The sequence below is a fragment of the Pseudoselenomonas ruminantium genome, assembly GCF_900113715.1.
GTDB classification, from domain to species: Bacteria; Bacillota; Negativicutes; order Selenomonadales; family Selenomonadaceae; genus Selenomonas_A; species Selenomonas_A caprae.
In genome coordinates this window covers 35,355-57,631 of sequence record NZ_FOQK01000008.1, presented here as the reverse complement: position 1 = coordinate 57,631, position 22,277 = coordinate 35,355, and the positions used below count along the sequence as shown (strand labels likewise).

At 51.2% G+C, this 22,277-nt stretch carries 23 protein-coding genes; 19 read left to right on the top strand and 4 right to left on the bottom strand.

Annotated features, from left to right (window positions below; genetic code table 11):
- Positions 1-22 precede the first annotated feature (22 nt).
- The 7 genes from BM181_RS05735 to htpX all read left to right on the top strand — a co-directional run bounded on the left by BM181_RS05735 (position 23) and on the right by htpX (position 6,556).
- Positions 23-244: an RNA-binding S4 domain-containing protein gene (locus BM181_RS05735; RefSeq protein ID WP_173371644.1), complete on the top strand. Its 222-nt coding sequence runs from the start codon at positions 23-25 to the stop codon at positions 242-244.
- 33 nt (positions 245-277) lie between these two features.
- Positions 278-1,381 carry a DNA replication/repair protein RecF gene (gene recF / locus BM181_RS05730; RefSeq protein WP_075442843.1) on the top strand — a complete coding sequence of 368 codons (1,104 nt, stop codon included), beginning with the start codon at positions 278-280 and terminating at the stop codon, positions 1,379-1,381.
- Between the two features lie 4 nt (positions 1,382-1,385).
- Entirely contained in the window at positions 1,386-2,339 is a 954-nt protein-coding gene (locus BM181_RS05725) for a DciA family protein (protein WP_075442842.1), read from the top strand.
- Positions 2,339-2,677 (top strand): extracellular matrix regulator RemB, encoded by a 339-nt coding sequence (remB, locus tag BM181_RS05720; protein WP_075442841.1) that lies wholly within the window; start codon positions 2,339-2,341, stop codon positions 2,675-2,677. Before BM181_RS05725 ends, remB begins: the two co-directional genes overlap by 1 nt.
- 18 nt (positions 2,678-2,695) lie before the next feature.
- Positions 2,696-4,735: a DNA topoisomerase (ATP-hydrolyzing) subunit B gene (gene gyrB, locus BM181_RS05715; RefSeq protein ID WP_075442840.1), complete on the top strand. Its 2,040-nt coding sequence runs from the start codon at positions 2,696-2,698 to the stop codon at positions 4,733-4,735.
- Between the two features lie 255 nt (positions 4,736-4,990).
- Positions 4,991-5,683 (top strand): YjbE family putative metal transport protein, encoded by a 693-nt coding sequence (locus BM181_RS05710; RefSeq protein WP_075442891.1) that lies wholly within the window; start codon positions 4,991-4,993, stop codon positions 5,681-5,683.
- A 15-nt stretch (positions 5,684-5,698) separates the two neighbouring features.
- On the top strand, positions 5,699-6,556 hold the full coding sequence (htpX, locus tag BM181_RS05705; RefSeq protein ID WP_075442839.1) for a zinc metalloprotease HtpX: 858 nt from the start codon (positions 5,699-5,701) through the stop codon (positions 6,554-6,556).
- A gap of 85 nt (positions 6,557-6,641) precedes the next feature.
- Here htpX and BM181_RS05700 read toward each other — a convergent pair whose 3' ends face one another.
- Positions 6,642-7,283, bottom strand: a complete 642-nt coding sequence (locus BM181_RS05700; protein WP_143092118.1) for a prepilin peptidase — start codon at positions 7,281-7,283, stop codon at positions 6,642-6,644.
- A 303-nt stretch (positions 7,284-7,586) separates the two neighbouring features.
- Here BM181_RS05700 and cpaB point away from each other — a divergent pair, with 303 nt between their 5' ends.
- The 10 genes from cpaB to BM181_RS05650 all read left to right on the top strand — a co-directional run bounded on the left by cpaB (position 7,587) and on the right by BM181_RS05650 (position 16,960).
- Positions 7,587-8,579 (top strand): Flp pilus assembly protein CpaB, encoded by a 993-nt coding sequence (gene cpaB, locus BM181_RS05695; RefSeq protein WP_256211308.1) that lies wholly within the window; start codon positions 7,587-7,589, stop codon positions 8,577-8,579.
- 4 nt (positions 8,580-8,583) lie between these two features.
- Entirely contained in the window at positions 8,584-10,440 is a 1,857-nt protein-coding gene (locus BM181_RS05690; protein WP_075442838.1) for a type II and III secretion system protein family protein, read from the top strand.
- A 24-nt stretch (positions 10,441-10,464) separates the two neighbouring features.
- The gene (locus tag BM181_RS05685; protein ID WP_075442837.1) at positions 10,465-11,298 is read left to right on the top strand and encodes a CpaE/TadZ family protein; all 834 of its coding nucleotides are present in this window, start codon (positions 10,465-10,467) and stop codon (positions 11,296-11,298) included.
- Positions 11,299-11,324: 26 nt separating this feature from the next.
- The gene (locus BM181_RS05680) at positions 11,325-12,455 is read left to right on the top strand and encodes a CpaE/TadZ family protein (protein WP_075442836.1); all 1,131 of its coding nucleotides are present in this window, start codon (positions 11,325-11,327) and stop codon (positions 12,453-12,455) included.
- Positions 12,452-13,426, top strand: a complete 975-nt coding sequence (locus BM181_RS05675) for a type II secretion system F family protein (RefSeq protein ID WP_075442835.1) — start codon at positions 12,452-12,454, stop codon at positions 13,424-13,426. Before BM181_RS05680 ends, BM181_RS05675 begins: the two co-directional genes overlap by 4 nt.
- A 66-nt stretch (positions 13,427-13,492) precedes the next feature.
- Positions 13,493-13,675 (top strand): pilin protein, encoded by a 183-nt coding sequence (locus BM181_RS05670; RefSeq protein WP_075442834.1) that lies wholly within the window; start codon positions 13,493-13,495, stop codon positions 13,673-13,675.
- A gap of 47 nt (positions 13,676-13,722) precedes the next feature.
- Positions 13,723-14,202, top strand: a complete 480-nt coding sequence (locus tag BM181_RS05665) for a TadE family protein (RefSeq protein ID WP_082336190.1) — start codon at positions 13,723-13,725, stop codon at positions 14,200-14,202.
- A 45-nt stretch (positions 14,203-14,247) separates the two neighbouring features.
- On the top strand, positions 14,248-15,654 hold the full coding sequence (locus BM181_RS05660; RefSeq protein WP_075442832.1) for a TadA family conjugal transfer-associated ATPase: 1,407 nt from the start codon (positions 14,248-14,250) through the stop codon (positions 15,652-15,654).
- On the top strand, positions 15,654-16,595 hold the full coding sequence (locus BM181_RS05655; protein WP_075442831.1) for a type II secretion system F family protein: 942 nt from the start codon (positions 15,654-15,656) through the stop codon (positions 16,593-16,595). Before BM181_RS05660 ends, BM181_RS05655 begins: the two co-directional genes overlap by 1 nt.
- Positions 16,596-16,609: 14 nt before the next feature.
- Entirely contained in the window at positions 16,610-16,960 is a 351-nt protein-coding gene (locus tag BM181_RS05650) for a DUF192 domain-containing protein (RefSeq protein WP_075442830.1), read from the top strand.
- 35 nt (positions 16,961-16,995) lie between these two features.
- Here the strand turns inward: BM181_RS05650 and BM181_RS05645 are convergent, their stop codons facing one another.
- The 3 genes from BM181_RS05645 to BM181_RS05635 form a co-directional block, all read right to left on the bottom strand.
- Positions 16,996-18,258 carry a pilus assembly protein TadG-related protein gene (locus BM181_RS05645; RefSeq protein WP_075442829.1) on the bottom strand — a complete coding sequence of 421 codons (1,263 nt, stop codon included), beginning with the start codon at positions 18,256-18,258 and terminating at the stop codon, positions 16,996-16,998.
- A 100-nt stretch (positions 18,259-18,358) separates the two neighbouring features.
- Complete coding sequence (locus BM181_RS05640) at positions 18,359-19,252, bottom strand: Fic family protein (protein WP_075442828.1); 894 nt, start codon at positions 19,250-19,252, stop codon at positions 18,359-18,361.
- Between the two features lie 177 nt (positions 19,253-19,429).
- Entirely contained in the window at positions 19,430-20,026 is a 597-nt protein-coding gene (locus tag BM181_RS05635) for a hypothetical protein (protein ID WP_075442827.1), read from the bottom strand.
- 299 nt (positions 20,027-20,325) lie between these two features.
- Between BM181_RS05635 and BM181_RS05630 the strand changes: the two genes are divergently transcribed.
- Positions 20,326-21,321, top strand: coding sequence for a pyridoxal-phosphate dependent enzyme (locus BM181_RS05630; RefSeq protein WP_075442826.1), 996 nt, complete (start codon positions 20,326-20,328; stop codon positions 21,319-21,321).
- Positions 21,322-21,346: 25 nt separating this feature from the next.
- Positions 21,347-22,261 carry a Ppx/GppA phosphatase family protein gene (locus BM181_RS05625; RefSeq protein WP_075442825.1) on the top strand — a complete coding sequence of 305 codons (915 nt, stop codon included), beginning with the start codon at positions 21,347-21,349 and terminating at the stop codon, positions 22,259-22,261.
- The last annotated feature ends 16 nt before the right edge of the window (positions 22,262-22,277 follow it).

Here is a 22,277-nt window from a genome sequence, read left to right as displayed (position 1 = left end):
TTTTTTGCAGGAGGTTATACACATGCAGATTGAGGATATCACGATCGATACCGAAGAAATCCAGCTTGATCAGTTCCTGAAATGGGCTGGCGTGCTGGCTTCGGGCGGCGAAGTCAAGGCTCTGCTTGCCGAGCGACGCATCAAGCGCAATGGCGAGACGGAAAGTGCCCGCCGCCGCAAACTCCATCCCGGTGATGTCATCGAGATCGAGGGCATGGGTGCCTGGAGGGTGGCAAAGGGCTGAGGCCATCCGTTACCGAACAGGAGATTAGAAATAATGTTTGTACGTTCGCTTACATTAAGAAATTATCGGAACTATTCGGAGCTGCACCTGGATTTCGACCAGAATATCAATGTTTTCTTGGGCCAGAATGCCCAGGGCAAGACGAATATCATCGAGGCCGTCTACTATGCATCGCTGGGCCGCTCTCATCGCACGCACACGGATACGGATCTCATCTTTTGGGATAAGCCGGCGGCATCGGTGCAGCTCGATTTCGACCGTCTCGGTGTCGGCAATCATCTTGAATTCCAGTTCAGCCGCGAGAAACGGCGGCGGATACTCTTGAACGAGCACCCCATCCGCCCCAAGGAGCTGATCGGCAGCATCAATACCGTCCTGTTCTCACCTGAGGACCTGTTCCTTATCAAAGGAGCGCCGGCTGGCCGCCGGCGCTTTTTAGACGGTGAGATATCGCAGGCGAGTCCTGCCTACTATCACGAGCTGCAGCAGTACACGCGCATCGTGACGCAGCGCAATACGCTCCTGAAGCGCATCCGTGAGCGCAAGGCAGCCACTGACATGCTGGATCTCTGGGACCCGCAGCTCGTGGACAGTGCCGTCAAGATCACAAGGAAGCGCCAGGAGGCCGTGCGCAAGCTCAACATGCTGGCTAACCTCATGCAGCGCCGCATTTCGGGCAACCAGGAAAACCTGGCGATCACCTATGAAATTCATGGCATGGAGGCAGAGGACATGACAAAGGACCTCGCTTCATGGTATAATAAAGAGCTTGCATCTCACCGGGAGGTCGATATCCTGCGTGGTTCCACGAGCCGTGGGCCGCATCATGACGATATCATCCTGACGGTCAATGGCATCAATCTGCGTTCGTTTGGCTCGCAGGGACAGCAGCGCACTGGCGTACTGTCCCTGAAGCTGTCTGAGCTAGAGTTCCTGCGGTCAGAGACGGGAGAATACCCAATCCTGCTGCTGGATGATGTCATGAGCGAGCTCGATGTGACCCGGCGCCATCAACTCATGGAGTTCATCCGCCGCGAGCGCATCCAGACGATGATTACAGCGACGGACGCGGCCTATTTCCCGCAGGAGCGTATCGGTACCTATTTCCATGTCAAGGCGGGCCAGATCACGAGGTAATAAGATGGCGAAGCGCAATCCAAAGCTGGAGAAGGTGAAGGAAATCCTCCCGCGCTGGGTGAAGGGCAAGGGCGAGGCTTTTGGCAAGAAATTCTATGCGCATTGGGTGCTTTGGCACTGGGCGGATATTGTCGGCGAGTTCAATGCAAGACATGCAGAACCCCAGGGAATCCGCAAGGATATCCTGTATCTGTATTGCGGCAACTCGACGCTGCGCAATGAACTCATGATGATGCAGGAGCAGATCACGCAGATGGTCAATAATTATGCCGGCCAACGCATGATCACGGGCATTGCTTTCGGCAGGCGCTGGGAGCATCCGGACACCGAGGAGATCGATGAGATCCGTCTCGCCCATGCGGCTCCTGAGGAGAATTGGGGAAAGGCACGGCGCAAGATTGTGCTGTCGGCTGAGGAAGCTTCGGCCGCAGATGGTATCGGGGCTGAGGTGCAGGACGAAGAACTGGCGCAGAAGGCGCGGCAGCTCTACAAGAAGCATCTGCAGATGGAAAAGCTGCGGGCCGAAAGGGACTGGCATCCCTGTGCAGTATGCGGGACGCTCTGCCCGCCGGAGAAGCGGTATTGTCCGGTGTGTGCGAAGAAGCAGCGCGATCAGCTGCTGGCGGATATCCGGCAGGTGCTCAGGGATATTCCCTGGGCGCGCTGCAAGGAGGTACAGGAGTACGTTCCCGGATGCACGCCGAAGCTCTTGAATGAGCAGCGGGCGGCGATGGTCCAGCAGCTGGCTTCTGAGGTCGATGTCAATGACAAGACAAGCATCAAGGCGATGAATCTTGTCATGCTCTGCCGCTGCCTGCCGCCGGAGCACCTCACCGAAGAGGAGATAACGCGCACGCTTTATGGGCTGCGGTTCAACCTGCACCGCCCGAAGGACTACAAGGCGCCGAAACGGTACTCGGTCATCCCGTTAGGGAAGAAAGGCAAGAGGAAAAGCTGATGTTCCTGCATTTAGGCAACGGTGTTTCCGTGCGGACAAAAGACGTCATCGCCATCCAGAGCTATGCCCTTTTCCAGGATGGCCCGGGAAGTGCCCTGCTGGCAGCCGGACAGGCTGACGGCAAGGTCATAAATACCCTCGACCTCGGCTCTGAGGGCGAGGGAGAATCCATAAAGTCGCTGATCCTGACTACGGATAAGATTTACCTGTCGGCTATCTCGCCGCTGACACTCAAACGGCGTTCAGAGCTGGCATTTCATACGATAGATACGTCAGATACTACTGACAGACCAGATAAAACAGAGATGCGTGATATTGCTATTACGGATACGGAATGATGGGAGCGTAGGATTTTCATGGCAAATGACAAGGAAACGAAAGTAATTGACCTGACTCCGGCAGAGGAACAGCCTGTTGTCGATGAGTTTGCAGACAAGGACCTCGATACGACCGGTGTCGAAATCCATACGGATGAGGAAAGCGCGGCCGTGACGGCTGTCGACGCTGACTATGGCGCTGAACAGATCCAGATCCTTGAGGGTCTGGAGGCTGTACGCATGCGTCCAGGCATGTATATCGGCAGCACGTCGGAGCGCGGCCTGCACCATCTCGTCTACGAGGTCGTCGATAACTCCATCGATGAGGCCTTGGCTGGCTTCTGTGACCATATCGATGTCACCATCAACAAGGACAACAGCATCACGGTAGTCGATAACGGCCGCGGTATCCCCGTCGATATGCACGAAAGCGGCATGCCGGCCGTCGAGGTCGTTCTGACGGTGCTGCATGCCGGCGGTAAATTCGGCGGCGATGGCTACAAGGTGTCGGGCGGCCTGCATGGCGTCGGCGTCTCGGTCGTAAACGCGCTGTCGACATCGATGGATGTCCAGGTAAAGCGCGATGGCAAGATCCATGAAATCGCATTCGAACGCGGTGTCACGACGCAGCCGCTGACCGTCACGGGAGACACGGAAGTGACGGGGACGCGCGTCCATTTCGTCCCGGATCCGGAGATCTTCTCGGTCACGACGTACAGCTATGAGACGCTGCGCCACCGCCTGCGTGAGCTGGCGTTCCTCAACCACGGCATCACGATTGCCCTGCACGATGCGCGCGGCGAGGAACTGCGCTCGGAGACGTTCCATTTCGAGGGCGGCATCAGTTCCTTTGTCGAGCATCTCAACCGCAAGAAGGAGAAAATCAATCCGCAGCCGATCTATTTCAATGGCTCGAAGGATGATACGGTGGTCGAGGTCGCTCTGCAGTACAACGACAGCTATCAGGAGAATATCTACTCCTTTGTCAATAACATCAATACCGAGGAGGGCGGCACGCATCTGGCAGGCTTCAAGCTTGCGCTTACGCGTGCGGCCAATGACTTCGCGCGCAAGCAGGGCATCCTCAAGGATAAGGACGGCAACCTCTCGGGTGATGATGTCCGCGAGGGTCTGACCTGCGTCATCAGCCTCAAGATTCGCGAGCCGCAGTTCGAAGGCCAGACGAAGACGAAGCTCGGCAACAGCGAGGTCCGTGGTATCGTCGACAGTATCGTGACGGAGGGGCTCTCGGAGTATTTCGAGGAGAACCCGGTCATCACGAAGAAGGTCATCGAGAAGGCCATCATGGCAGCGCGGGCGCGTGAAGCCGCCCGCAAGGCCCGTGAGCTCACGCGCCGCAAGAATGCGCTGGAGGTATCGAGCCTGCCAGGCAAGCTGGCAGACTGCTCGGTAAAAGACCCGGAACAGGCCGAAATCTACCTCGTCGAGGGTGATTCGGCAGGCGGCTCGGCTAAACAGGGCCGCGACCGCCGCTTCCAGGCTATCCTGCCGTTGCGCGGTAAGATCCTGAACGTCGAGAAAGCACGTCTCGACAAGATTTTCGCCAATGCCGAAATCCGTACGATGATCACGGCGTTTGGCACGGGCATCAGCGAGGATTTCGATATCGCGAAGCGCCGCTATGGCAAGATCATCCTCATGACAGATGCCGATGTCGACGGCGCGCATATCCGCACGCTGCTCCTGACCTTCCTCTACCGCTACATGAAGCCGCTGATCGAGCATGGCCATGTGTTCATCGCCCAGCCGCCGCTCTATCAGATCCGCAAGGCTAAGAAGCATTGGTATACTTACAGCGATGAAGAGCTGGCCAAGAAGCTCGACGAGGTTGGCCGCGATGGCACGACGGTACAGCGCTACAAAGGTCTGGGCGAGATGAACCCAGAGCAGCTTTGGGAGACGACGATGGATCCTGCGACCCGCACGATGCTGCGCGTCGACATGGAGGACGCCGAGGCTGCGGATGAGCTGTTTACGATCCTCATGGGCGACAAGGTCGAACCGCGCCGCCAGTTCATCGAGGAGAACGCCAAGCTCGTGCGCAATCTCGACATCTAATCAAAATATAATCTGACTTTTTGATATTTATCACTTGTAAAGTCAGTAGAGCTATGCTATATTATATCCATAGCCAAACAAAAGAATACTTCCACAAGGGGAGTAGCTGAACGGTCAGATATCGTCAATACGGTGCATGGCACCCGGTATGGCCGGCTAAGATTAGTAAGCAAGACCTTGTCTTACAGGTGGCCTGCGGGCGGCGTGTGGGACAAGGTCTTTTTGTATGAAAAAGAAGGAGTTGTAAAGGACGATATGGAAAATCTACTAGCGGGGATGTTCAGTCCCGAATGGTTTGCTGCACTGTCGGGAATCTTGCTGCTGGATCTGCTGTTATCCGGTGACAATGCTATCTTGATCGCGCTGGCGTGCAAGAACCTGCCGCATCACAATCGCAAGAAGGCGATACTGGTCGGTGGTCTTGGTGCGGTGCTCATCCGCATTCTCTGTACGCTGGGAGCCACGAGCGTGCTCGCGGCCCCTTATATCGAGTTCATCGGCGGTGCTGCGCTGCTCTACATCGCGGTGAAGCTCGTGACTGACCACAAGGGGGAGAACAAGGAGGATGGCGAGGCGCCTGCAAGCTTTGGTGCAGCGATACGGACAATCCTGATTGCGGATTTCATCATGAGCATCGACAACATCCTGTCGCTGGCTGGCGTGGCCAATACCGTCCCGGATGGCAAATGGAGCCTTATCATCTGCGGTCTGCTGATCTCGATCCCTATCGTGCTGTTTGGCGCGCAGTTCTTCCTGATGATCATGCTCAAAGTGCCGGCGCTCATCTATGGCGGTGCCGCCATCCTCGGCTGGACGGCAGCGGCTCTGATGGTCGGAGACAAGGCCCTGGGCGTCTATCTCCTGCCTTATGCACTCGTGCTCAAAATCGTATTTGTCGCTGCCGTTCTGGGCATCGGCTGGTATATCAATCATAGAAACAAGAAATAAAGAGGAGTGACAACTATGAATAACCTCAAAACCCTTTTACTGATGGTACTGATGGCCGCCATCATGATGTTCATTGGCGGTATGTTGGGCGGCAAGACGGGCCTCATGTTCATGCTGATTGTATCGCTGGGCATGAATTTCTTTTCTTACTGGTTCAGCGATTCCATGGTGCTCAAAGCCTATAATGCGCAGGAAGTGACCCGCGAGGAGGCACCGCAGCTCTATGGCTTGGTAGAGAGACTGGCAGGCAATGCCAACCTGCCGATGCCGAAGGTCTGCATCATCAATTCTGATGTGCCGAATGCTTTCGCTACGGGTCGCAACCCGGATCATGCAGCTGTCGCCGTTACCACGGGCATCATGAATGCCCTCGACTACAATGAGCTCTCGGGCGTCATCGGCCATGAGCTGGCTCATGTCAAGAACCGCGATATCCTGACGTCGACGATTGCTGCCATGATGGCTACGGTCATCACCTATGCTGCCCAGTTCATGGCCTTCTTCGGCGGCCGCTCGGATGACGAGGAGAGCAGCAACCCGCTGGCGGCAGTTGCCACGATCATCCTGGCACCGATTGCGGCCATGCTGATCCAGATGGCTATCAGCCGTTCGCGTGAGTACGAGGCTGATCACGATGGTGCTGAAATCTGCGGCAACCCGAACTTCCTGGCTGATGGTCTGGAGAAGATCGAGTATTATGCAACGCATGCGCGTCCGATGCAGGATGCCAGCCCGGCAACGGCGCATATGTTCATCATCAACCCGCTCAAGGGTGCAGGCAAGACGCTGGCTAACCTGTTCAGCACGCACCCTGACACCAGTGAGCGCATCGCTCTGCTGCGCCAGCAGGCCAGAGATATGCGGGTAGGCTGAAAAGGCTGATTGGAGAAAAACGTATAAATAAAAGGCTGGGCCGGAAGTCAAGGAACTTCCGGCCCAGCCTTTTTCGTTTTGGCAATCATGACAGGGCGGCAAGCAGGGCGATTATGGTGAAGCAGGGGCCATAGGCGAAGTACTCACCGCGTTTCTTCTTGCCGGTGATGAGCAGCAGCAGGGCGGCGATGCCGCCGAGGACGAGACCCGCGGCAACTACGCCCAGCAGGGCATCAGATCCCAGCCAGAGCCCGAGAGCGGTAATCAGCTTGATATCGCCGCCGCCGATGCCGCCGCGGGTGAGCACTGCCAGCAGCAGGAAGACAGCACCGCCTGCCACAGCGGCCAGCACATGGTCAAGGAGCGGCAGGCCAAGCATCGTGGTATAGAGTGCACCGAAGATGGCAAAGGGCAGCAGCATATCGTCAAAAATGACTTCCTGCTCGAAATCTGAAAATGTATAGAGAATGAGGAAATATTCAAAGCTAAGCAGGAAATACAGCCGCAAGGGCATGAGATCTGCGTGCTGCAGGGCTGTGAAGGTGAACAGGAACGCCAGGAGAGGCGCAAGGTAATGCTCGCGGATATGGCTGCGGCTCGCTACGGCCGCAGGATAGCTCAGGATGGCAGACGATTTCGCATAGAGCTTCGCCAGCCAGCGGTTGCCGGCGATACTGCCGAAAACAGCTAGGATAATAGTCATAATGGTCAAAAGCAAGGTGTTCATAGTCTCACTATCCTATCTCATGAAATATTAATCCATCTATAATCAGTATACGACTAAACACAAGGGAATAGCCAGAGAAATTTGATTATATGGCGAAATTTTTTATAAAAATACATTTTTTGTGAAAAATAACATCTTATAAGGACAAAAATTCTCCTATGAAAGAAAAAGAAACAAAAGAATTCTGAAAAAAACATTTTACAATGATAAGAATTATGATATACTCATAATGTTATTAGAGCAAGATTAATAATAAATAAAGGACTTTTGAACTACTTATTCATGACAGGGAGATTGTTGTAGATGTTGAAAATGCCGAATTCATCGGGGAATTTCAAGGATTTACTGGACAAGATCACTTACCGGCAATGGGTTATCATGGCGGTCATGTTCAGCTGTATGATGGGATTGTTCGTATTCTTTTCGTTATCAGGAGTGGATTCCAATGCGGAAAGTGCGGCCAAAGAAATCAAGGTAAAAGTAGTAGTAGCAAAGCAGGATATACCAGAGCGTACGATCCTCAAGGAGGAAATGCTCAAGGTAATCGAAGTTCCTGCAGATATTGCACCAACAGGAGCGTTTAGCGAGGTGTCGGAGGCGGCTGACCGCCCAACCTGTGCGGCAATCCAGCAGGGCGATATCGTGACGGATAAGAAAGTCTATACCGATGTGCGCATGGCAGGTTTTACGGGAACGATTCCACCTAACTGTCGGGCGGTATCCGTAGCTATCACGGATATAACAGGTGTATCGGGCTTTGCCAAGGCTGGCGACTATGTCGATATCATGGTGGTCAGCGGCAAGAAGGAAGACGGACTAAAGGGCGAAGTGCTGATGCAGAACGTCCTCTTGCTGGGCATAAATAAGACCGGCGAGCAGGCGGTGAAGGACGACGACAAAAAAGACGATCCGAAGGACAAATCGAAGGATAAGAGCGAAGGTAACATCGAGGGGGCAAAAGACGCGATGGCTACGGCTACGCTGGCTCTGCCCCTCAATGAGGCGCTGAAACTGGCAGTGGCTTCGCAGAAGGGCACGATCTATCTGGCTTTGCGTCCGTATAATCCGACGGATATCTTTACCCTTGACAAGGATTTCTATATGCCTGGCGACAAGCGCGAGGCATCCCCTGCGCCGCAAGCTGCGGCACCTGCAGCGGCGGCAGCACGTCCTGTCGCTGCTGCCCCAGCACCGGCCCCTGCGCCAGCGCCGGCGAAAGCTGCAGCAGCGCCAAGCTATGGAACGGGCATTGAAGTCATACGCGGTGTCAAATCAAGCAGAGTGGGGGTAAACTAAGCAGATGAAACAGTGGAAAACAGCTTTCACCCTCGGTCTTACTACTGTGACGGCCGCCGCTATCGCGCCGGCACCAGCTTATGCCTATGTCCAGCCAATCTGGCTCGGGGTGAATCAGTCGTACTACATGAATACAGGCAGCGCCATTACCCGCGTAGCCGTAGCGAATCCGGAAATCGCTGATGTCAAGATACTCGGCGCCAGTGCCTTGAATGTCGTGGCATTCAAACCGGGAACGACGACGCTCAATATCTGGACACAGAATGGTATGCGTCAGGAATACAGCGTGACGGTATCGAAAGAGGACAAGGGCCTGGCGGCCATCATCCAGAAGGCCATCGACTTGCCGCATGTGGAGGTAACAATGGTCGGCGACCGTGTCCTGCTCAAAGGGCGGGTACAGAACCAGTATGAAAAGGAACTGGCGTATAAGATAGCCTGCCTGTATATTGCCGATGATGCGGTCAACAATACCAAGCAGGTAGACCGCAAGACGTCGAATAGCATTGCGGGGATGGATAGTTCCTATAAACTGGAAGAGTCGCTGGATACCAGCAATCGCGTGGTCAACTTGCTGGAAATGATGAATCCTGACCAAATCAATCTCGAGGCTTTGGTCATCGAGATAAATTCCAACGATGCCAAGAAGATTGGCCTGCAATATGCATCGCTTGACCCGTCACAAAGCAATTCAGCAGGGACGTCAAGTGAGTCTACCAATTCCCGTGGAAATAGCATGAATGGAAGTGCAAGTTTGAACGGGAATGCAGGCATGAGTGGCAGTGAAAGTAACAGTCAAAGTTCTGGTACGAGTGGTACTAGTAATAAAACTACTACAAACTCTGGTTCGAGTTATAATCTCTCCGGTTCTGCGGGGGTGTCTGCTGCAAGAAACAGAGCTGAATCCTATACAATGAGCAGTAAGACCTCGAATTCGAATGTACACTTAGGTGGTATAGGGCAGTTCTATATTGGTGAATCATATGGACAGCAGCGCGAAAAAGGAAGCAACTGGTTCACGCGTAACTGGCTGTATACGCATTTTTCTCAGATCAATGCGCAGATTTTTGCCTTAGTTCAGACCGGTAGAGCACGGATTATCTCACGTCCGAATATCACGACGATGAGTGGCAAGAATGCCTCAATCTTGGTCGGCGGACAGATACCAATTCCTGTCAAACAGGGAGGGAGTGATGGTGGTATATCTGTAGAGTACAAGAACTATGGTATTGAGCTGAACTTGTTGTCTCCCAAAGTAGATAACAATGGCAATATCACATCAGAGGTTGTAGCGTCGGTCAGCCGGTTGGATTGGTCGAACGCTGTCACAGCAAATGGGATAAATATTCCAGGTGTGACTACGCGTTCTGCCAATACCATGGTAAATATCCCTTCGGGAATGACTATGGTCATTGGTGGCCTCTTGAATTCGGAAGAAACTAAAGTTACGCAGAAAGTTCCTTTGCTCGGTGATATTCCTGTGTTGGGAGAACTTTTCAAGTATCATTACAATACGAATGATAACTCAGAAATCATGATTCTGCTGACGCCGCGTGTAGTCAATGAGACGACGAAAGCGCATATGTCGGAATATATGCAGGATGCTTATATTGATTCTCGCCGGGAATATGACACATTGCATAATGTTGACTTGAATGGTGCGATTCCCAAGAAAGATTCTGAGATAAAGGCTGAAAAAGAAAGAGAAGAGAAATTAAAGGCGGAAAAGCTCAAGCAGAAAGCGAATAAACCATCTTTCTTAGAACGTTATAAAGCGATAAAAGAGGAAAATGCTAAAGCAAATACTGCGGGTAGCGTATCTCTCGATAACATCCTGCCACCGGATCAGGTGCAGAAATAAGCCAAGCAGAAAGGAGCAGCGGTAATGCTGGAATTAGAAAAAGAAGTCAATGGCGTTGTCATTACTTTCTTCAGTACGGCCTCGGCCGTAGGCAAGACGCTTATCAGCTGCAATATGGCCTCGGAGCTTGCAAGGCAGGGGAAAAGCGTTTGCCTGGTGGACTATGACTTGCAGTTTGGCGATGTCTGCAACTATTTGCAGCTGCTGCCGAAAAATACGATTGCGGATGTGCAGCGCGGCTTCACTCTGCAGGGCGATGCCTGCCATGTGGAGGAATATCTGACACCTTATGAGTATCGCGGTGTCCTGTTCTATGTCATGGCTGCCCCGCGGAAGCTTGAAGAGGCTTATAACATCAAGACGGAATATGCCATCAAGGTTATCCGTCAGCTGCAGCTGAAATTCGATTATGTCATCGTCGATACGACTTCGATGTTCAGCGTACTCAATCTCGATTTGCTGGATATGTCGACCATCGTGACATTCCTCGGTATCGTGGATTTCATTCCAACCATCAAGAATATGAAGATTGGCCGGAATACGCTCAATGAACTCAATTATGACCGGCAGAAACTGCGCCTTGTGCTCAACCGTAGCAATGCCAAGACGCGCATCAGCATCGATGATGTGGAGAAGCTGCTTGGCGAGGAGTTCTACCATATCCTGCCAAACGATTTCCGGGCGGCCAGCCAGTCCATCAAGGATGGTATCCCGCTGGTACTCAAACAGGAGCACACGGAGCTCGGCGAGGCCTTGCGCGACTTGGTCCTGCGCTATACGAATCAAGGGCAGATGGATTTTGAAGAGGATGATGCTGAGGAAGCCGGGGAGTCCTGGCTTAGCAGGATTTTTAGCTGATATTACAGGAGGAAGGAGGGACGTACATGGGAAATCGCGTTATGCTGGTAGAGCGTAATCGCCTGATGCTGGAAAAGCTCACGCAGGTCGTGCAGGGCACGAATGGCTTTGAACTGGTAGCTCGCTACCAATCAATCAGCGATGCGCTCGGACAGGGAACCATATTCAATCCGAATCTTATCCTGCTCGATATCGAGGAGCAGAATTCTGTGGCCTTGATTGCTGACTTTTTGAAAGTGTATCCGAAAGCAGCTATCCTCTGCATGGGCGAGAAATGGAAGGCCGAAAGCGCCAGTCATATCGTCCAGGCTGGCGCCCGCGGCTATATCATCAAGCCATTCACAGGGCTGGAGCTGCAGGAAGCGGTCGATACTTTCGTCAAGCTCGGCACGGAGGCTGGCTGTGAGACGTTGGTATTCTTCAGCCCCAAGGGAAAGAGCGGCAAGACGACACTGATTGCCAATTTGGCCACAGCACTAGCCCGCAAGACGCATGAGCAGGTCGGCATCATCGATGCGGATTTGCAATTCGGCGATATGTCGGTATTTTTCAATCTCGCACCTAAGACGACCATTGTCGAGGCGGCGCGCGATGCCAAGTTCCTGTCCCCCGTCACTTTGCATCCCTACTTTATGCCGGTCATGCAGAATGTCAGCGTGCTTTGCGGCACGGCGACGCCGAATCTTATCGACAAGGTATCGATCCGCCGGTTCGAGAATATCATCAGCATGAGCCGCAGCCTGTTCCGTTATTTGCTTATCGATGTACCGCCAGGGTTCAATCCGACGAGTATTGCGGCGGCGGAACAGTCGAATACGACCTTCTTGGTCAGCATGATCAATGATGCCTACGAAATCGACCATATGAAGCGGGCCTTGGAGATATTCAAGGACTGGGAGGATTATGAAGAGCGGGTAAAGGCCATCTTCACGCGGGTCGAGCCGTGCAACAGCCAGTCCCAACGGGAGCTGGCGCGCCAGCTCGGCTATCCGGTAACGGCCATTATCCCGAACGAATACGGCATCGTCTCCGATGCTGCGGATAATGGCAAGATGGCCACCGATATCCGTCCGGACAGTCCCCTCGCGCAGAGCGTGGATCGTCTGGCCGATGAAATCACTGGCCGCGGCCATAGGATAAGGTGGTCGGCATCATGAGGTTTCTACTGGCAATATTGGTGACAATCCTATGTCTGGCGTTTTTCCTGCTGCTGCTGCGCATCAAGGCGCGTGAGCATAAGAATATCGTCAATCGCATGGAATATTTCTCGGGCAGTGCTGTAAAGCTGCGCCAGCAGCAGCTCCGCAAGAAGCGCAGTGCTGCCATGAAGGGAAAGTTCCGCGATGTGGTCCATAGGATCGCGATGAAGCTGCAAAGCATCCAGAAGGAAAAACGGATGGATATGAAGATGCAGCAGGCAGATTGGCCGCTTCTGGGCTCCGAATACGAGGTCATGCTCGTGATTTTCGGTGTCCTGTGCGGCATCATCACTCTGGCGGCCACGCTAAAACCGTGGATAGCTTTAGCGGCGGGCATAGCCGGAGTGATTGTGGGACTTATGTTCCTGGATATATACATAAAAAGGCGGCAGAAGGCCTTCACCAACCAGCTCGGTGATATGCTCACCATGGTGGCGAATGCCCTGCGCGCCGGATTCAGTTTCATGCAGGCCTTCGAGCTGATTGCGCGGGAAATGGATGCGCCAATCGGCCGCGAGGTACAGAAAGTCGTCAATGAGGTGAACGTCGGCGCGACGCTCGATACAGCACTCGAGAATATGCAAAAGCGCGTCAAAAGCCCGGATTTCGAGCTGGTGGTAACGGCCGTGCTGATTCAACGGCAGGTCGGCGGTAATCTGGCGCAGATCCTCGACACTATCAGCGAGACGATACAGGAACGCATCCGCATGCGGCGTGAGGTAATGGCACTTACGGCGCAGGGAAGATTATCAGGAATAGTTCTTGGGGTTTTGCCAATTGCATTGGCTGGAATTTTAATGCTTATAAATCCAAATTATTTAAAACCTTTATTTGAAGAAACTGCTGGTCAAATTGCTATGATAGGAGCAATAGTATTTGAAGTTATTGGTTTCTTTGTTATTCGCAAAATTGTAGATATTAAGATATAATTTGTTGTTTATCCTTAAATGGATTAACATAAATCTATTTTATTTTTTTAGAGGAGGAATTATATTATGATGGAGATTCTTGAGTATCTGAAGGTTCGCTATGCTAGCGAAAAAGGTCAGGGGATTATGGAATACGCCTTGATTTTGGCATTTGTTGTAGTAGTTGCTGCTGCTATTGGTAGTGGCGGAGATCTTCAGACAAAGGTAAAAGCTGTATTTACTAGCTTGTCAGGTTTATTTGGTGCGTAAGGATAATTGCAAAGATAATTATCAAGGTTAGAATATTAAGGGGGAGTATGATGAAATTCCAAAAAGGTCAATCTGTAATGGAGTTTGCTTTGATACTCCCACTTTTTTTTGTTTTTCTATTTGGTATTATTTATGCGGGATTATTATTTAAAGATTATATGATGTTATCGAATATGGCACGTAGCAGTGCAAGACAGGCAAGTGTTAGTGCATCGAACAGTGCGGATATATCGCAGCTTAACAAGGCATACGCTAATACGAAAAAAGAAGAAAGCGATTTATACAAGGGGGCTTTGCATACGAGTTTATATGAGTTTGACCCTCAAAATGAATCAGATTTTTCAATATATCCTGTAGATAAAAGTGGTAAGAAAGCAAAAGATTTAAATTCTGTTCGCAATGTTCAAGTGGTTATCCATGCAAAATTAAATAAAAAAAATACATTAGGAAAAGTTTTTAGTAACTTTTTTAATACAATGGATACATTTTCGATAAAATATCAAATGTATCAAGAAAAAAAACAGTAAATAACTAAGAGATTTAGTTAATATAAATGCGGGAGTTGAGATACGATGTCATTATTATCGCGCCTAGGGCGCATGGATGGGAAAAATAAACAGGTCATGATTTTCGCTTCGCATGACGAAAGCCAGGAAATGGCCGAGGAAGTTTCCTATCAGAATATCAAGCATCGTATCCATCAGCGCATCGTCGAGGAGATGACGCCGGAGGAGCAGGTCGTGCTCTCCTCCGTTAGCCAGGATGCGCGGCAGGTCGAGGCGGTTATCCATAAATACTGCAAAGAGGTCATGGATGAGGAGCCATTTGCGGTACCGCGCGGCGAAATCCATCATCTGATTGCCGATATCCAGGATGAGATGCTGGGTCTTGGCCCTATCCAGTCGCTGCTCAATGATGATTCCATCACCGAGGTCATGGTCAATGGCCCGAAGAAGGTATTCGTCGAGCGTCTCGGCAAGCTGGAGCTTACCGATGTGAAGTTCCATGATAATGCGCATCTGATGAATATCGTCGAGCGTATCCTGACGCCGCTCGGACGCCGCATTGATGAGTCTTCGCCCTTGGTCGATGCCCGCCTTGAGGATGGCTCGCGTGTCAATATCATCATTCCGCCGCTCTCGCTCGTCGGTCCGGCCATAACCATCCGAAAATTTTCGAAGACGCCACTTAGTGTGGAAAATCTGATTTCTTTTGGTACGATGGATGAGAAGATGGCGCTTTTCCTGCGGGCCTGTGTCAAAGCACGCATCAATATCCTTGTATCGGGCGGTACAGGTTCGGGTAAGACGACGACGCTCAATGTCATCTCATCCTTCATCCCTGAGCAGGAACGCATCGTGACCATCGAGGATGCGGCTGAGCTGCGCTTGCAGCAGGAGCATGTCGTGACGCTGGAGTCTCGTCCCTCCAATATCGAGGGCAAGGGACAGATTACGATTCGCGATTTGGTGCGCAATGCTCTGCGTATGCGTCCCGATCGCATTATTGTCGGTGAGGTCAGAAGCGGCGAGGCACTCGACATGCTGCAGGCCATGAACACGGGCCATGATGGTTCGCTGACGACGGCCCATGCCAATAGTCCGCGTGATGCCTTGTCGCGTCTGGAGACGATGGTGCTCATGAGTGGTTTGGAGCTGCCGGTGCGTGCCATCCGCGAGCAGATTTCCTCAGCTATCGACCTTATCATCCAGCAGTCGCGTATCCGCGATGGCAGCCGTAAGATTACCTACGTGACGGAAGTCCAGCATATGGAGGATAACACCATCACGACGCAGGATATCTTCCGCTATGAGCAGACCGGCTTTGATGAAAGTGGTAAGGCTATCGGCCATTTTGTGCCGACGGGGCTTCAGCCGGGCTTCCTCGATAAATTCGAACTCAATGGCGTTGAGCTGCCTGATGATTTCTTCATGCCGGATGGCGGCGATAGCAGGAATTATAACAGGAGTGTGTTCTGATGCTGATATTTTGCTTTGCCATGTCGCTGGCAGTTGTGATATTCCTGCTTTTATACGGGCTGATTGAGAAGAAAATCCGTCCCCAGTCGCAAATCCATAAACGCATTATGAGTATTCAGGATGATGCGGATAAAAAAGGCGCGGTTTACCGGCAAGCGGCTAGGGAGCGGAAACTCAGCGAAATTCCTTTTGTCGAGCGTGTGGTTCAGCCTTTGCTGCGGGCTTTGGTACAGACTGTGACAAGGCTGGCACCGAAAGAAATGAATCAGGTGATTGCCGCGCGCATCGCTATGGCGGGCAAGGCAAAGGCCTGGACGGTCAATGAATTCATCCTATCCTGCTTGCTAGGCTCGGCGGTCATGTGGGGCTTGATGCTTATGTTGACCTGGAATGCGCACTATGCGTTAATCCAGAAAATCATGTTCCTGGTATTTAGCGGCCTGCTGGGTGGTGCCATGCCTATCGTGGTGCTCAATATCATGATTCAGAAGCGGCAGGAATCTATCCAGCATCAGCTGCCAGAGGTGCTGGATTTGCTTTGTGTCAGCGTTCAGGCCGGTTTATCCTTTGATGCGTCTATGCGCAAAATCATTGACCGCATGAAAGGGCCCTTTGTCGATGAATGCCGCCGCATGCAGGAGGATATCCGCATGGGCATGGTACGGCGGACGGCCATGCACAATGTTTCCAAGCGCTGTCAGGTACAGGATGTTTCGCTATTCATGACATCGCTGATTCAGGCCGAACGGCTTGGCACGAGCATGGGGCAGACGCTGAAAAATCAGGCGGATAATATCCGGGAACGGCGGCGGCAGTATGTAAAGGCGAAAGCCATGAAAGCACCGGTAAAGATTGTCTTTCCGCTGGTGTTGTTCATTTTTCCAGCGTTATTCGTCGTGACACTGGTACCGACGCTGTTGTTCCTCGTAAAGAATATGTAAGCGGAGGCAGATTGATGGAGAAAGACGTGGGCGGAAAGAAAGATGTGCAGCTCCGGCTGGAGATCGCGGATTCTTTTTGGCAGCGTTTCCTAGGCCTGATGGGGCGGAAAAAACTGGCCAGGGGTACAGGCTTATTGCTGGCTCCTTGCAATAGCATTCATATGTGCTTTATGCGTTTTAGCATTGATGCGGTGTATATTGACAAGGAATACCGCGTGCTGAAGGTAGTCCGGAATTTGCGTCCCTGGATAGGAATATCCTGGTGCCCAAAAGCCTGGGCAGTAATTGAAATGAATGCCGGCGAAGCAGCGCGTTATGGCCTCGAAAAAGATATGATATTGCATAATAAAAAAGTCACGGATTGACCGTGACTTTTTTAGTGCCAGTAAATGATTGGGAATCAGACCAGAGTAATCGTATAATCGCCAGTAGTTTGGCTGCCTTCAGAGGAAGAGCTGCTGTCATCCGAAAGCGGCAGATATTTGGTATAATCCTTGAAATGGTATTGGGCACCATTGGCCTCAAGGCGAATGCTTTCACTGACAATGCTTCCATAGAATTTGAAATTATTATCGTTGCAGAAAACTCTCGCATACGGTGCATAGATAATGCCGTAAAAACTTCCGCCACTGCCTTCGAAAACGACATCGTTTTTTCCCAGATAGGTGTAAATGATAGGCTGGTTTTCGTTGGAACTATTGTTGTTCAGACGAATTTTGGGGTTCGATGCTGAATCTACGGTAATATGGATAGGATCATTGCTTATTTTATTGGTATTTTGCGATAAGTCAATGACAGCTTCATTGGCATTCTTTATATAATATTCGGTTTGGTTGATTGCGTTTGCCGATAGCCAGAAATTGTCATATTCCCGATTGGAATATTTGGTGGTGTTTTTATATTTTTCCTTGAGTGTATTGGCATAGGAATAGAGATTCAGGTTTTGGTATTGGGCTTTATAGCCTTTGGCGCTTACTTCCGGGTCATTGGCGCGTTTGCCTTTTGTTTCTGAAGGGTAGAAAGCCTTGGCATCCGGATCGTTGGCATTATACTGCAAGGTGTTGGGCCGGAAGGATGGCTGGTTGGTACCTGTGCCGTTGGTATAGACGATATTGCCATTGAAGGTGGTAAATATCGTCTTATTATTCGGATCGAGTGACATGACGTTCAGGGTGTTCAAATCCTTGGTAAAGGTAAAAAGGTTCTTGAATGGGTTGTTATTCGCTGGCGTTCCTTTATAGGTAATCGCGGCGATGCTTTTTGCTGGTACGGTAAATGTATCTTTATCGTAGAAGATTTTCAGGAAATAAAGCGGAACTTCCTTGGAAAGTTCTACATGAAAACGAGTGATATTTTTATCGGTGTCAGCTGTATATATTGGTTCGGCTATAGGTTCATCGGTGTTAAGATTATGATAGTCGCCCTGTATATATTGGCTGGCTGTTGTGTTGGCATATGGATGCTTGCTGGTCGTTTCGTTATTGACGGCATAGGCTTTTGCTCCGGCCAGTGCAGCGGCGTCTGCTGTGTTTTGCAGACGGGTTTTTTGTACGTAAATATTGCCTAAATCAACGGCTAATCCTGTTCCGCAAATCAGCATAGGAAGCAGTAATGCTGTCAGAATCAAAATGGCGCCTTTTTGGTGTAGATATTTTGCGAACATATGCCAACCTCTTCCTCTATTTTGATGAGATAATATTATATATCTATATACAATATTTTACCCTTTTTCTCCTGTTTTTGAAAGAGAAAAAGGGTAAAATTCAATACGAAATACGAAAATAATCGAGATGTTTTTTGAAGGCATCCTGTGCAGTCAGACAAGTATCGCGAAGCCAGCCTTTTTCGTTTTTCCAGTTGGCTAATCCGCGGTAATAAAAGAGTTTTAGCTGGTCGGTTATGATAAAGGGGACGATTTTATGATGCAGACATTCTTTGAATAAAAGGAGGCGGCCGACGCGGCCATTGCCGTCCTGGAAGGGATGAATCTGTTCAAAGCGATGATGGAATTCCAGCAAATCGTCGAAGGATATGTTTTTTCGTTCGTTGTACCATGTTAGCAGTTCTTTTATCTTGGTGGCTACTTCCTCGGGAGGACAGGTGGGGTTACCGCCGACTTCATTGGGAAGGCGTTTATAGTCGCCGACGGCGAACCAGCTTTGGCGGCTGTCAGAGGTCCCGCTTTTGAGCTGCCGATGGAGTTCCTTTATCATTTTTTCGGTAATGCGATTTTCGGCTGTGTCGATGATTCTATCGATGCAACGGAAGTGGTTCATGGTTTCGACGATGTCATCGACATTGATGCATCTATTGTTCGTTTGGCCGATAGTATTCGTTTCATAGATATAGCGCGTTTCTTCGTGGGAAAGGCGGCTGCCTTCGATATGATTGGAGTTGTAGGTCAGATCAATCTGTATCCGGTGGTAGATGCCCCCTTTTTGCTGATTGGCTTTTTCCTGCCGGAGTATGGTCAGTAGTGTACGCGGCTTTGTTCCTGTTCGTGGTTTGCGGTGGGGAAGCTGAGCATCAGCAGGGATATTCCAGCTGCGGCCAGTCTGAAAGGCACCGGCAATGCGGCCTGCTGCGCAGTAATTTCGCACGCTGCGCGCTGAAAGGCCCCATTTTTCAGCTGCTTCCTGTACGGACAGATAAGTCATAGCAACTTCCTTTCTTGCCATTTACGGCAAAATATAGCCAATAAAAAATACATATATCGAAATATAAATTGCCGATATCGGCAATTTTATTATAACGCTCTAGTTTGTGATTGGCTATAGGTAGAATGAAAAACACCGCTAGATAATCTAGCGGTGTGGAGCTTACGATATCCTTGTTCATTTTATCATGGCGTTGAAGTCCTTTTGCGGGATGACTGTGGTGAGCCCCATGATGGACAGGAGCTGGACGAGCGCCATTTCCGGTGTGCCGGTGTTCTTGATGACATAGGTCGCGATTTTCCAGGTGTCGAATTCTTTGTTGTTTTCGGCATACTGGAGGTGGTATTTGATCTCTTCGTTGGTGTGGCCGGTATTCAGCATGCGATCGATGAGCGCGACGTAGTCGACCATGAGATAGACGGTCGCAAGCTTTTTCTTGATGAGCTTGTTGAGCTGCTTGATGCCGTTGGCCTCGAGGATCATGACGCTGATTTGATGGTCCTTGAGCGAGTTGAGGATGTCATCCTTGCGGATGCCGAAGGCATCGCCCTTGTGCGTGAACTGCACGACGAGGTCGAGGGAATTGAACTCCTCACGGCTCACACTGCGGTAGAGGTGGGCACTTTCGGATTTCTGATGCGTTTTGCCACGCTCCGGGAAGACATAGGTCGTATATGTCGGTATGAAATGGATGCCCATGGACATGAGGTGTGAGGCGAGTGTCGCCTTGCCGGATGCATGAGGACCTACTAGTGCATAAATCTTATTTGTCATAGTATATTCATCCTTACATTACAGCTTTACAGAAAATCTATATGTCTATTTTAGCATAGGAATGCAGGCAATACAAAAGCGGGAACAACCGAACGTTCCCGCTTTTGCCGCCTCTATACCTTCTGCCTACAACAACATATACAACATGTTGTTGTTCTCCCATAGATATAATACAACATTTGCCAAGTTATTTCAATAGGGTATATTTATAAAAATTTTAATTCCAAAGTGTAAAGGGAATTGTACAGTTTTGCCGAATACCTATGTTAAGATATTCTTATAGAAAAGGGGGCTTATCCATGTACTTTTATTGTGAGAAATGCAAGAAACAGTATCCACTCAATAGTCATTCCTATATGTGTGAATGTGGCGGCATGTTCCGTCTGCATAAAGATGCCGATGATGAGCCAGTCCATGAAATCAGTCTGGGAGAGTTCCAGACGCCGCTGCTGCCGTTCCGGGATGGCAAGCTGGAATTCCTGCTGAAGCTGGAGAACCTGCTGCCGACTGGCTCCTTCAAGGATCGTGGTGCCTATACGCTGATCAATGAAATCCATCATCTGGGGGTCAAGAAGATTGCCCTTGACTCGGCAGGTAATGCCGGTGCAGCGATTGCAGCCTATGCGGCAGCAGCAGGGATGGAGTGCACGGTATATGTGCCCGATGATGTGTCGAATGAGCTCGTGACGCAGATCGAGGCCTATGGGGCCAAGATCATCAAGGTCGCCAATGGCCGCATGAAGGCCTGTGCAGCGGTCAAGCAGAATCTCGGTGATGCATACTATGCTTCCCACGTCTATAATCCCCTGTTCTTTGAGGGCATGAAGTCGATTGCCAAGGAGATGTATGAGCAGCTCGGCGGCCATGTGCCCGACTATATTTTCGTGCCGGTGGGCAACGGCACGCTGCTGATCGGCTTGTTCCTGGGCTTTATGGAGATTGGCCGTCTGCCGCATTTCGTGGCGGTGCAGAGCCGTAAGTGTGCGCCGCTTTATGATGCCTATCATGGCTTGCCGGAGCAGCCGAAGAAGACGACGATTGCAGAGGCTATCCGCATTGAGCAGCCGAAGCGGCTGGATTGGATGATCGAGGCTATCAAGGCCAGCAATGGCGATGTTGTGACGATTGAGGATTGCGAAATCCTGCGGGCCAAGAAACACCTGGCACATTGCGGTATCTATGTGGAGATGACCTCGGCGGCGGCACTGGCTGGAGCGGAGAAGTTCTTCCAGTCGGGCAAGCCGGACAATTACCGCGTGGTCGTACCTCTTACGGGCAATGGCCTCAAACGTTGAAATAAATCCTGGCGGGAGTGACGATATGCTTCATGGAATCATAGATATCGGTTCGAATACGGTGCGCATGGCCATCTATCTGATAGAGGGCAGCCACATCGAGATGCTGCTGAAGAAAAAACATACGGTGGGGCTGGCCGCCTATCTGCGCGATGGTGTGATGCAGCAGCAGGGCATCGATAAGGCGGTGGAGATCCTCGGGGAGTTCAAAGATTTCCTGGCGACATTCCGCATCACGCAGGTGACGGCCTTCACGACGGCTGCGCTGCGCAATGCCAAGAACAGCCGGGCGGCCGTAGGAGAGATCGAGCGGCGGACAGGCCTTGCCATACGGGTCATAACGGGCGATGAGGAGGCGACGTTTGATTTCATCGGGGCGACGCATAATCTGCAGACGTCATCGGGGCTGCTCATCGATATCGGTGGTGGCAGCACGGAGATCGTGACGTATCGCGAGCGGCAGATACAGTATAAGACTAGCTTGCCGCTGGGGTCGCTGGCCTTCCGCACGAAGTATGTGAGCAAGCTCCTGCCGTCGCTCAGCGAGTGCATGGCCATGCGGGCGGAAGCTGAGGCGACGATCCAGGCGGCTAAGGATTTTGCCTATGTCAACGAAGCGGAGATCGCCGGTATCGGCGGTACGTTCAAGGGCGCCTCGGCTCTCTATAACATCATGTTCAATCAGCCGGCGGCCAATACGCGCATGGAGACGAAACGCCTGAAGTCCATCATCGGGATGTTCACGAGTGAGCAGGAGATGACGCAGGACATGGCCATCATGCTGATGCGGGCTGTACCGGAGCGCATGCATACCATCATCCCTGGGCTCATCATTGCCGATGTGCTGGCGCGCCGCTTCAAGAGCGGCGTCATCACTTACAGCGATTCGGGGGTGCGCGAGGGCTATATTTATGACCAGATCATCGGGCAAAAGGCGTAAAATCCATGGGGATTGG

Bases quoted from the DNA above. Each gene is read 5' to 3' on its own strand.
- BM181_RS05735 (WP_173371644.1), top strand. From the start codon at position 23: ATGCAGATTGAGGATATCACGATCGATACCGAAGAAATCCAGCTTGAT.
- recF (WP_075442843.1), top strand. From the start codon at position 278: ATGTTTGTACGTTCGCTTACATTAAGAAATTATCGGAACTATTCGGAG.
- BM181_RS05725 (WP_075442842.1), top strand. From the start codon at position 1,386: ATGGCGAAGCGCAATCCAAAGCTGGAGAAGGTGAAGGAAATCCTCCCG.
- remB (WP_075442841.1), top strand. From the start codon at position 2,339: ATGTTCCTGCATTTAGGCAACGGTGTTTCCGTGCGGACAAAAGACGTC.
- gyrB (WP_075442840.1), top strand. From the start codon at position 2,696: ATGGCAAATGACAAGGAAACGAAAGTAATTGACCTGACTCCGGCAGAG.
- BM181_RS05710 (WP_075442891.1), top strand. From the start codon at position 4,991: ATGGAAAATCTACTAGCGGGGATGTTCAGTCCCGAATGGTTTGCTGCA.
- htpX (WP_075442839.1), top strand. From the start codon at position 5,699: ATGAATAACCTCAAAACCCTTTTACTGATGGTACTGATGGCCGCCATC.
- BM181_RS05700 (WP_143092118.1), bottom strand. From the start codon at position 7,283: ATGAACACCTTGCTTTTGACCATTATGACTATTATCCTAGCTGTTTTC.
- cpaB (WP_256211308.1), top strand. From the start codon at position 7,587: ATGTTGAAAATGCCGAATTCATCGGGGAATTTCAAGGATTTACTGGAC.
- BM181_RS05690 (WP_075442838.1), top strand. From the start codon at position 8,584: ATGAAACAGTGGAAAACAGCTTTCACCCTCGGTCTTACTACTGTGACG.
- BM181_RS05685 (WP_075442837.1), top strand. From the start codon at position 10,465: ATGCTGGAATTAGAAAAAGAAGTCAATGGCGTTGTCATTACTTTCTTC.
- BM181_RS05680 (WP_075442836.1), top strand. From the start codon at position 11,325: ATGGGAAATCGCGTTATGCTGGTAGAGCGTAATCGCCTGATGCTGGAA.
- BM181_RS05675 (WP_075442835.1), top strand. From the start codon at position 12,452: ATGAGGTTTCTACTGGCAATATTGGTGACAATCCTATGTCTGGCGTTT.
- BM181_RS05670 (WP_075442834.1), top strand. From the start codon at position 13,493: ATGATGGAGATTCTTGAGTATCTGAAGGTTCGCTATGCTAGCGAAAAA.
- BM181_RS05665 (WP_082336190.1), top strand. From the start codon at position 13,723: ATGATGAAATTCCAAAAAGGTCAATCTGTAATGGAGTTTGCTTTGATA.
- BM181_RS05660 (WP_075442832.1), top strand. From the start codon at position 14,248: ATGTCATTATTATCGCGCCTAGGGCGCATGGATGGGAAAAATAAACAG.
- BM181_RS05655 (WP_075442831.1), top strand. From the start codon at position 15,654: ATGCTGATATTTTGCTTTGCCATGTCGCTGGCAGTTGTGATATTCCTG.
- BM181_RS05650 (WP_075442830.1), top strand. From the start codon at position 16,610: ATGGAGAAAGACGTGGGCGGAAAGAAAGATGTGCAGCTCCGGCTGGAG.
- BM181_RS05645 (WP_075442829.1), bottom strand. From the start codon at position 18,258: ATGTTCGCAAAATATCTACACCAAAAAGGCGCCATTTTGATTCTGACA.
- BM181_RS05640 (WP_075442828.1), bottom strand. From the start codon at position 19,252: ATGACTTATCTGTCCGTACAGGAAGCAGCTGAAAAATGGGGCCTTTCA.
- BM181_RS05635 (WP_075442827.1), bottom strand. From the start codon at position 20,026: ATGACAAATAAGATTTATGCACTAGTAGGTCCTCATGCATCCGGCAAG.
- BM181_RS05630 (WP_075442826.1), top strand. From the start codon at position 20,326: ATGTACTTTTATTGTGAGAAATGCAAGAAACAGTATCCACTCAATAGT.
- BM181_RS05625 (WP_075442825.1), top strand. From the start codon at position 21,347: ATGCTTCATGGAATCATAGATATCGGTTCGAATACGGTGCGCATGGCC.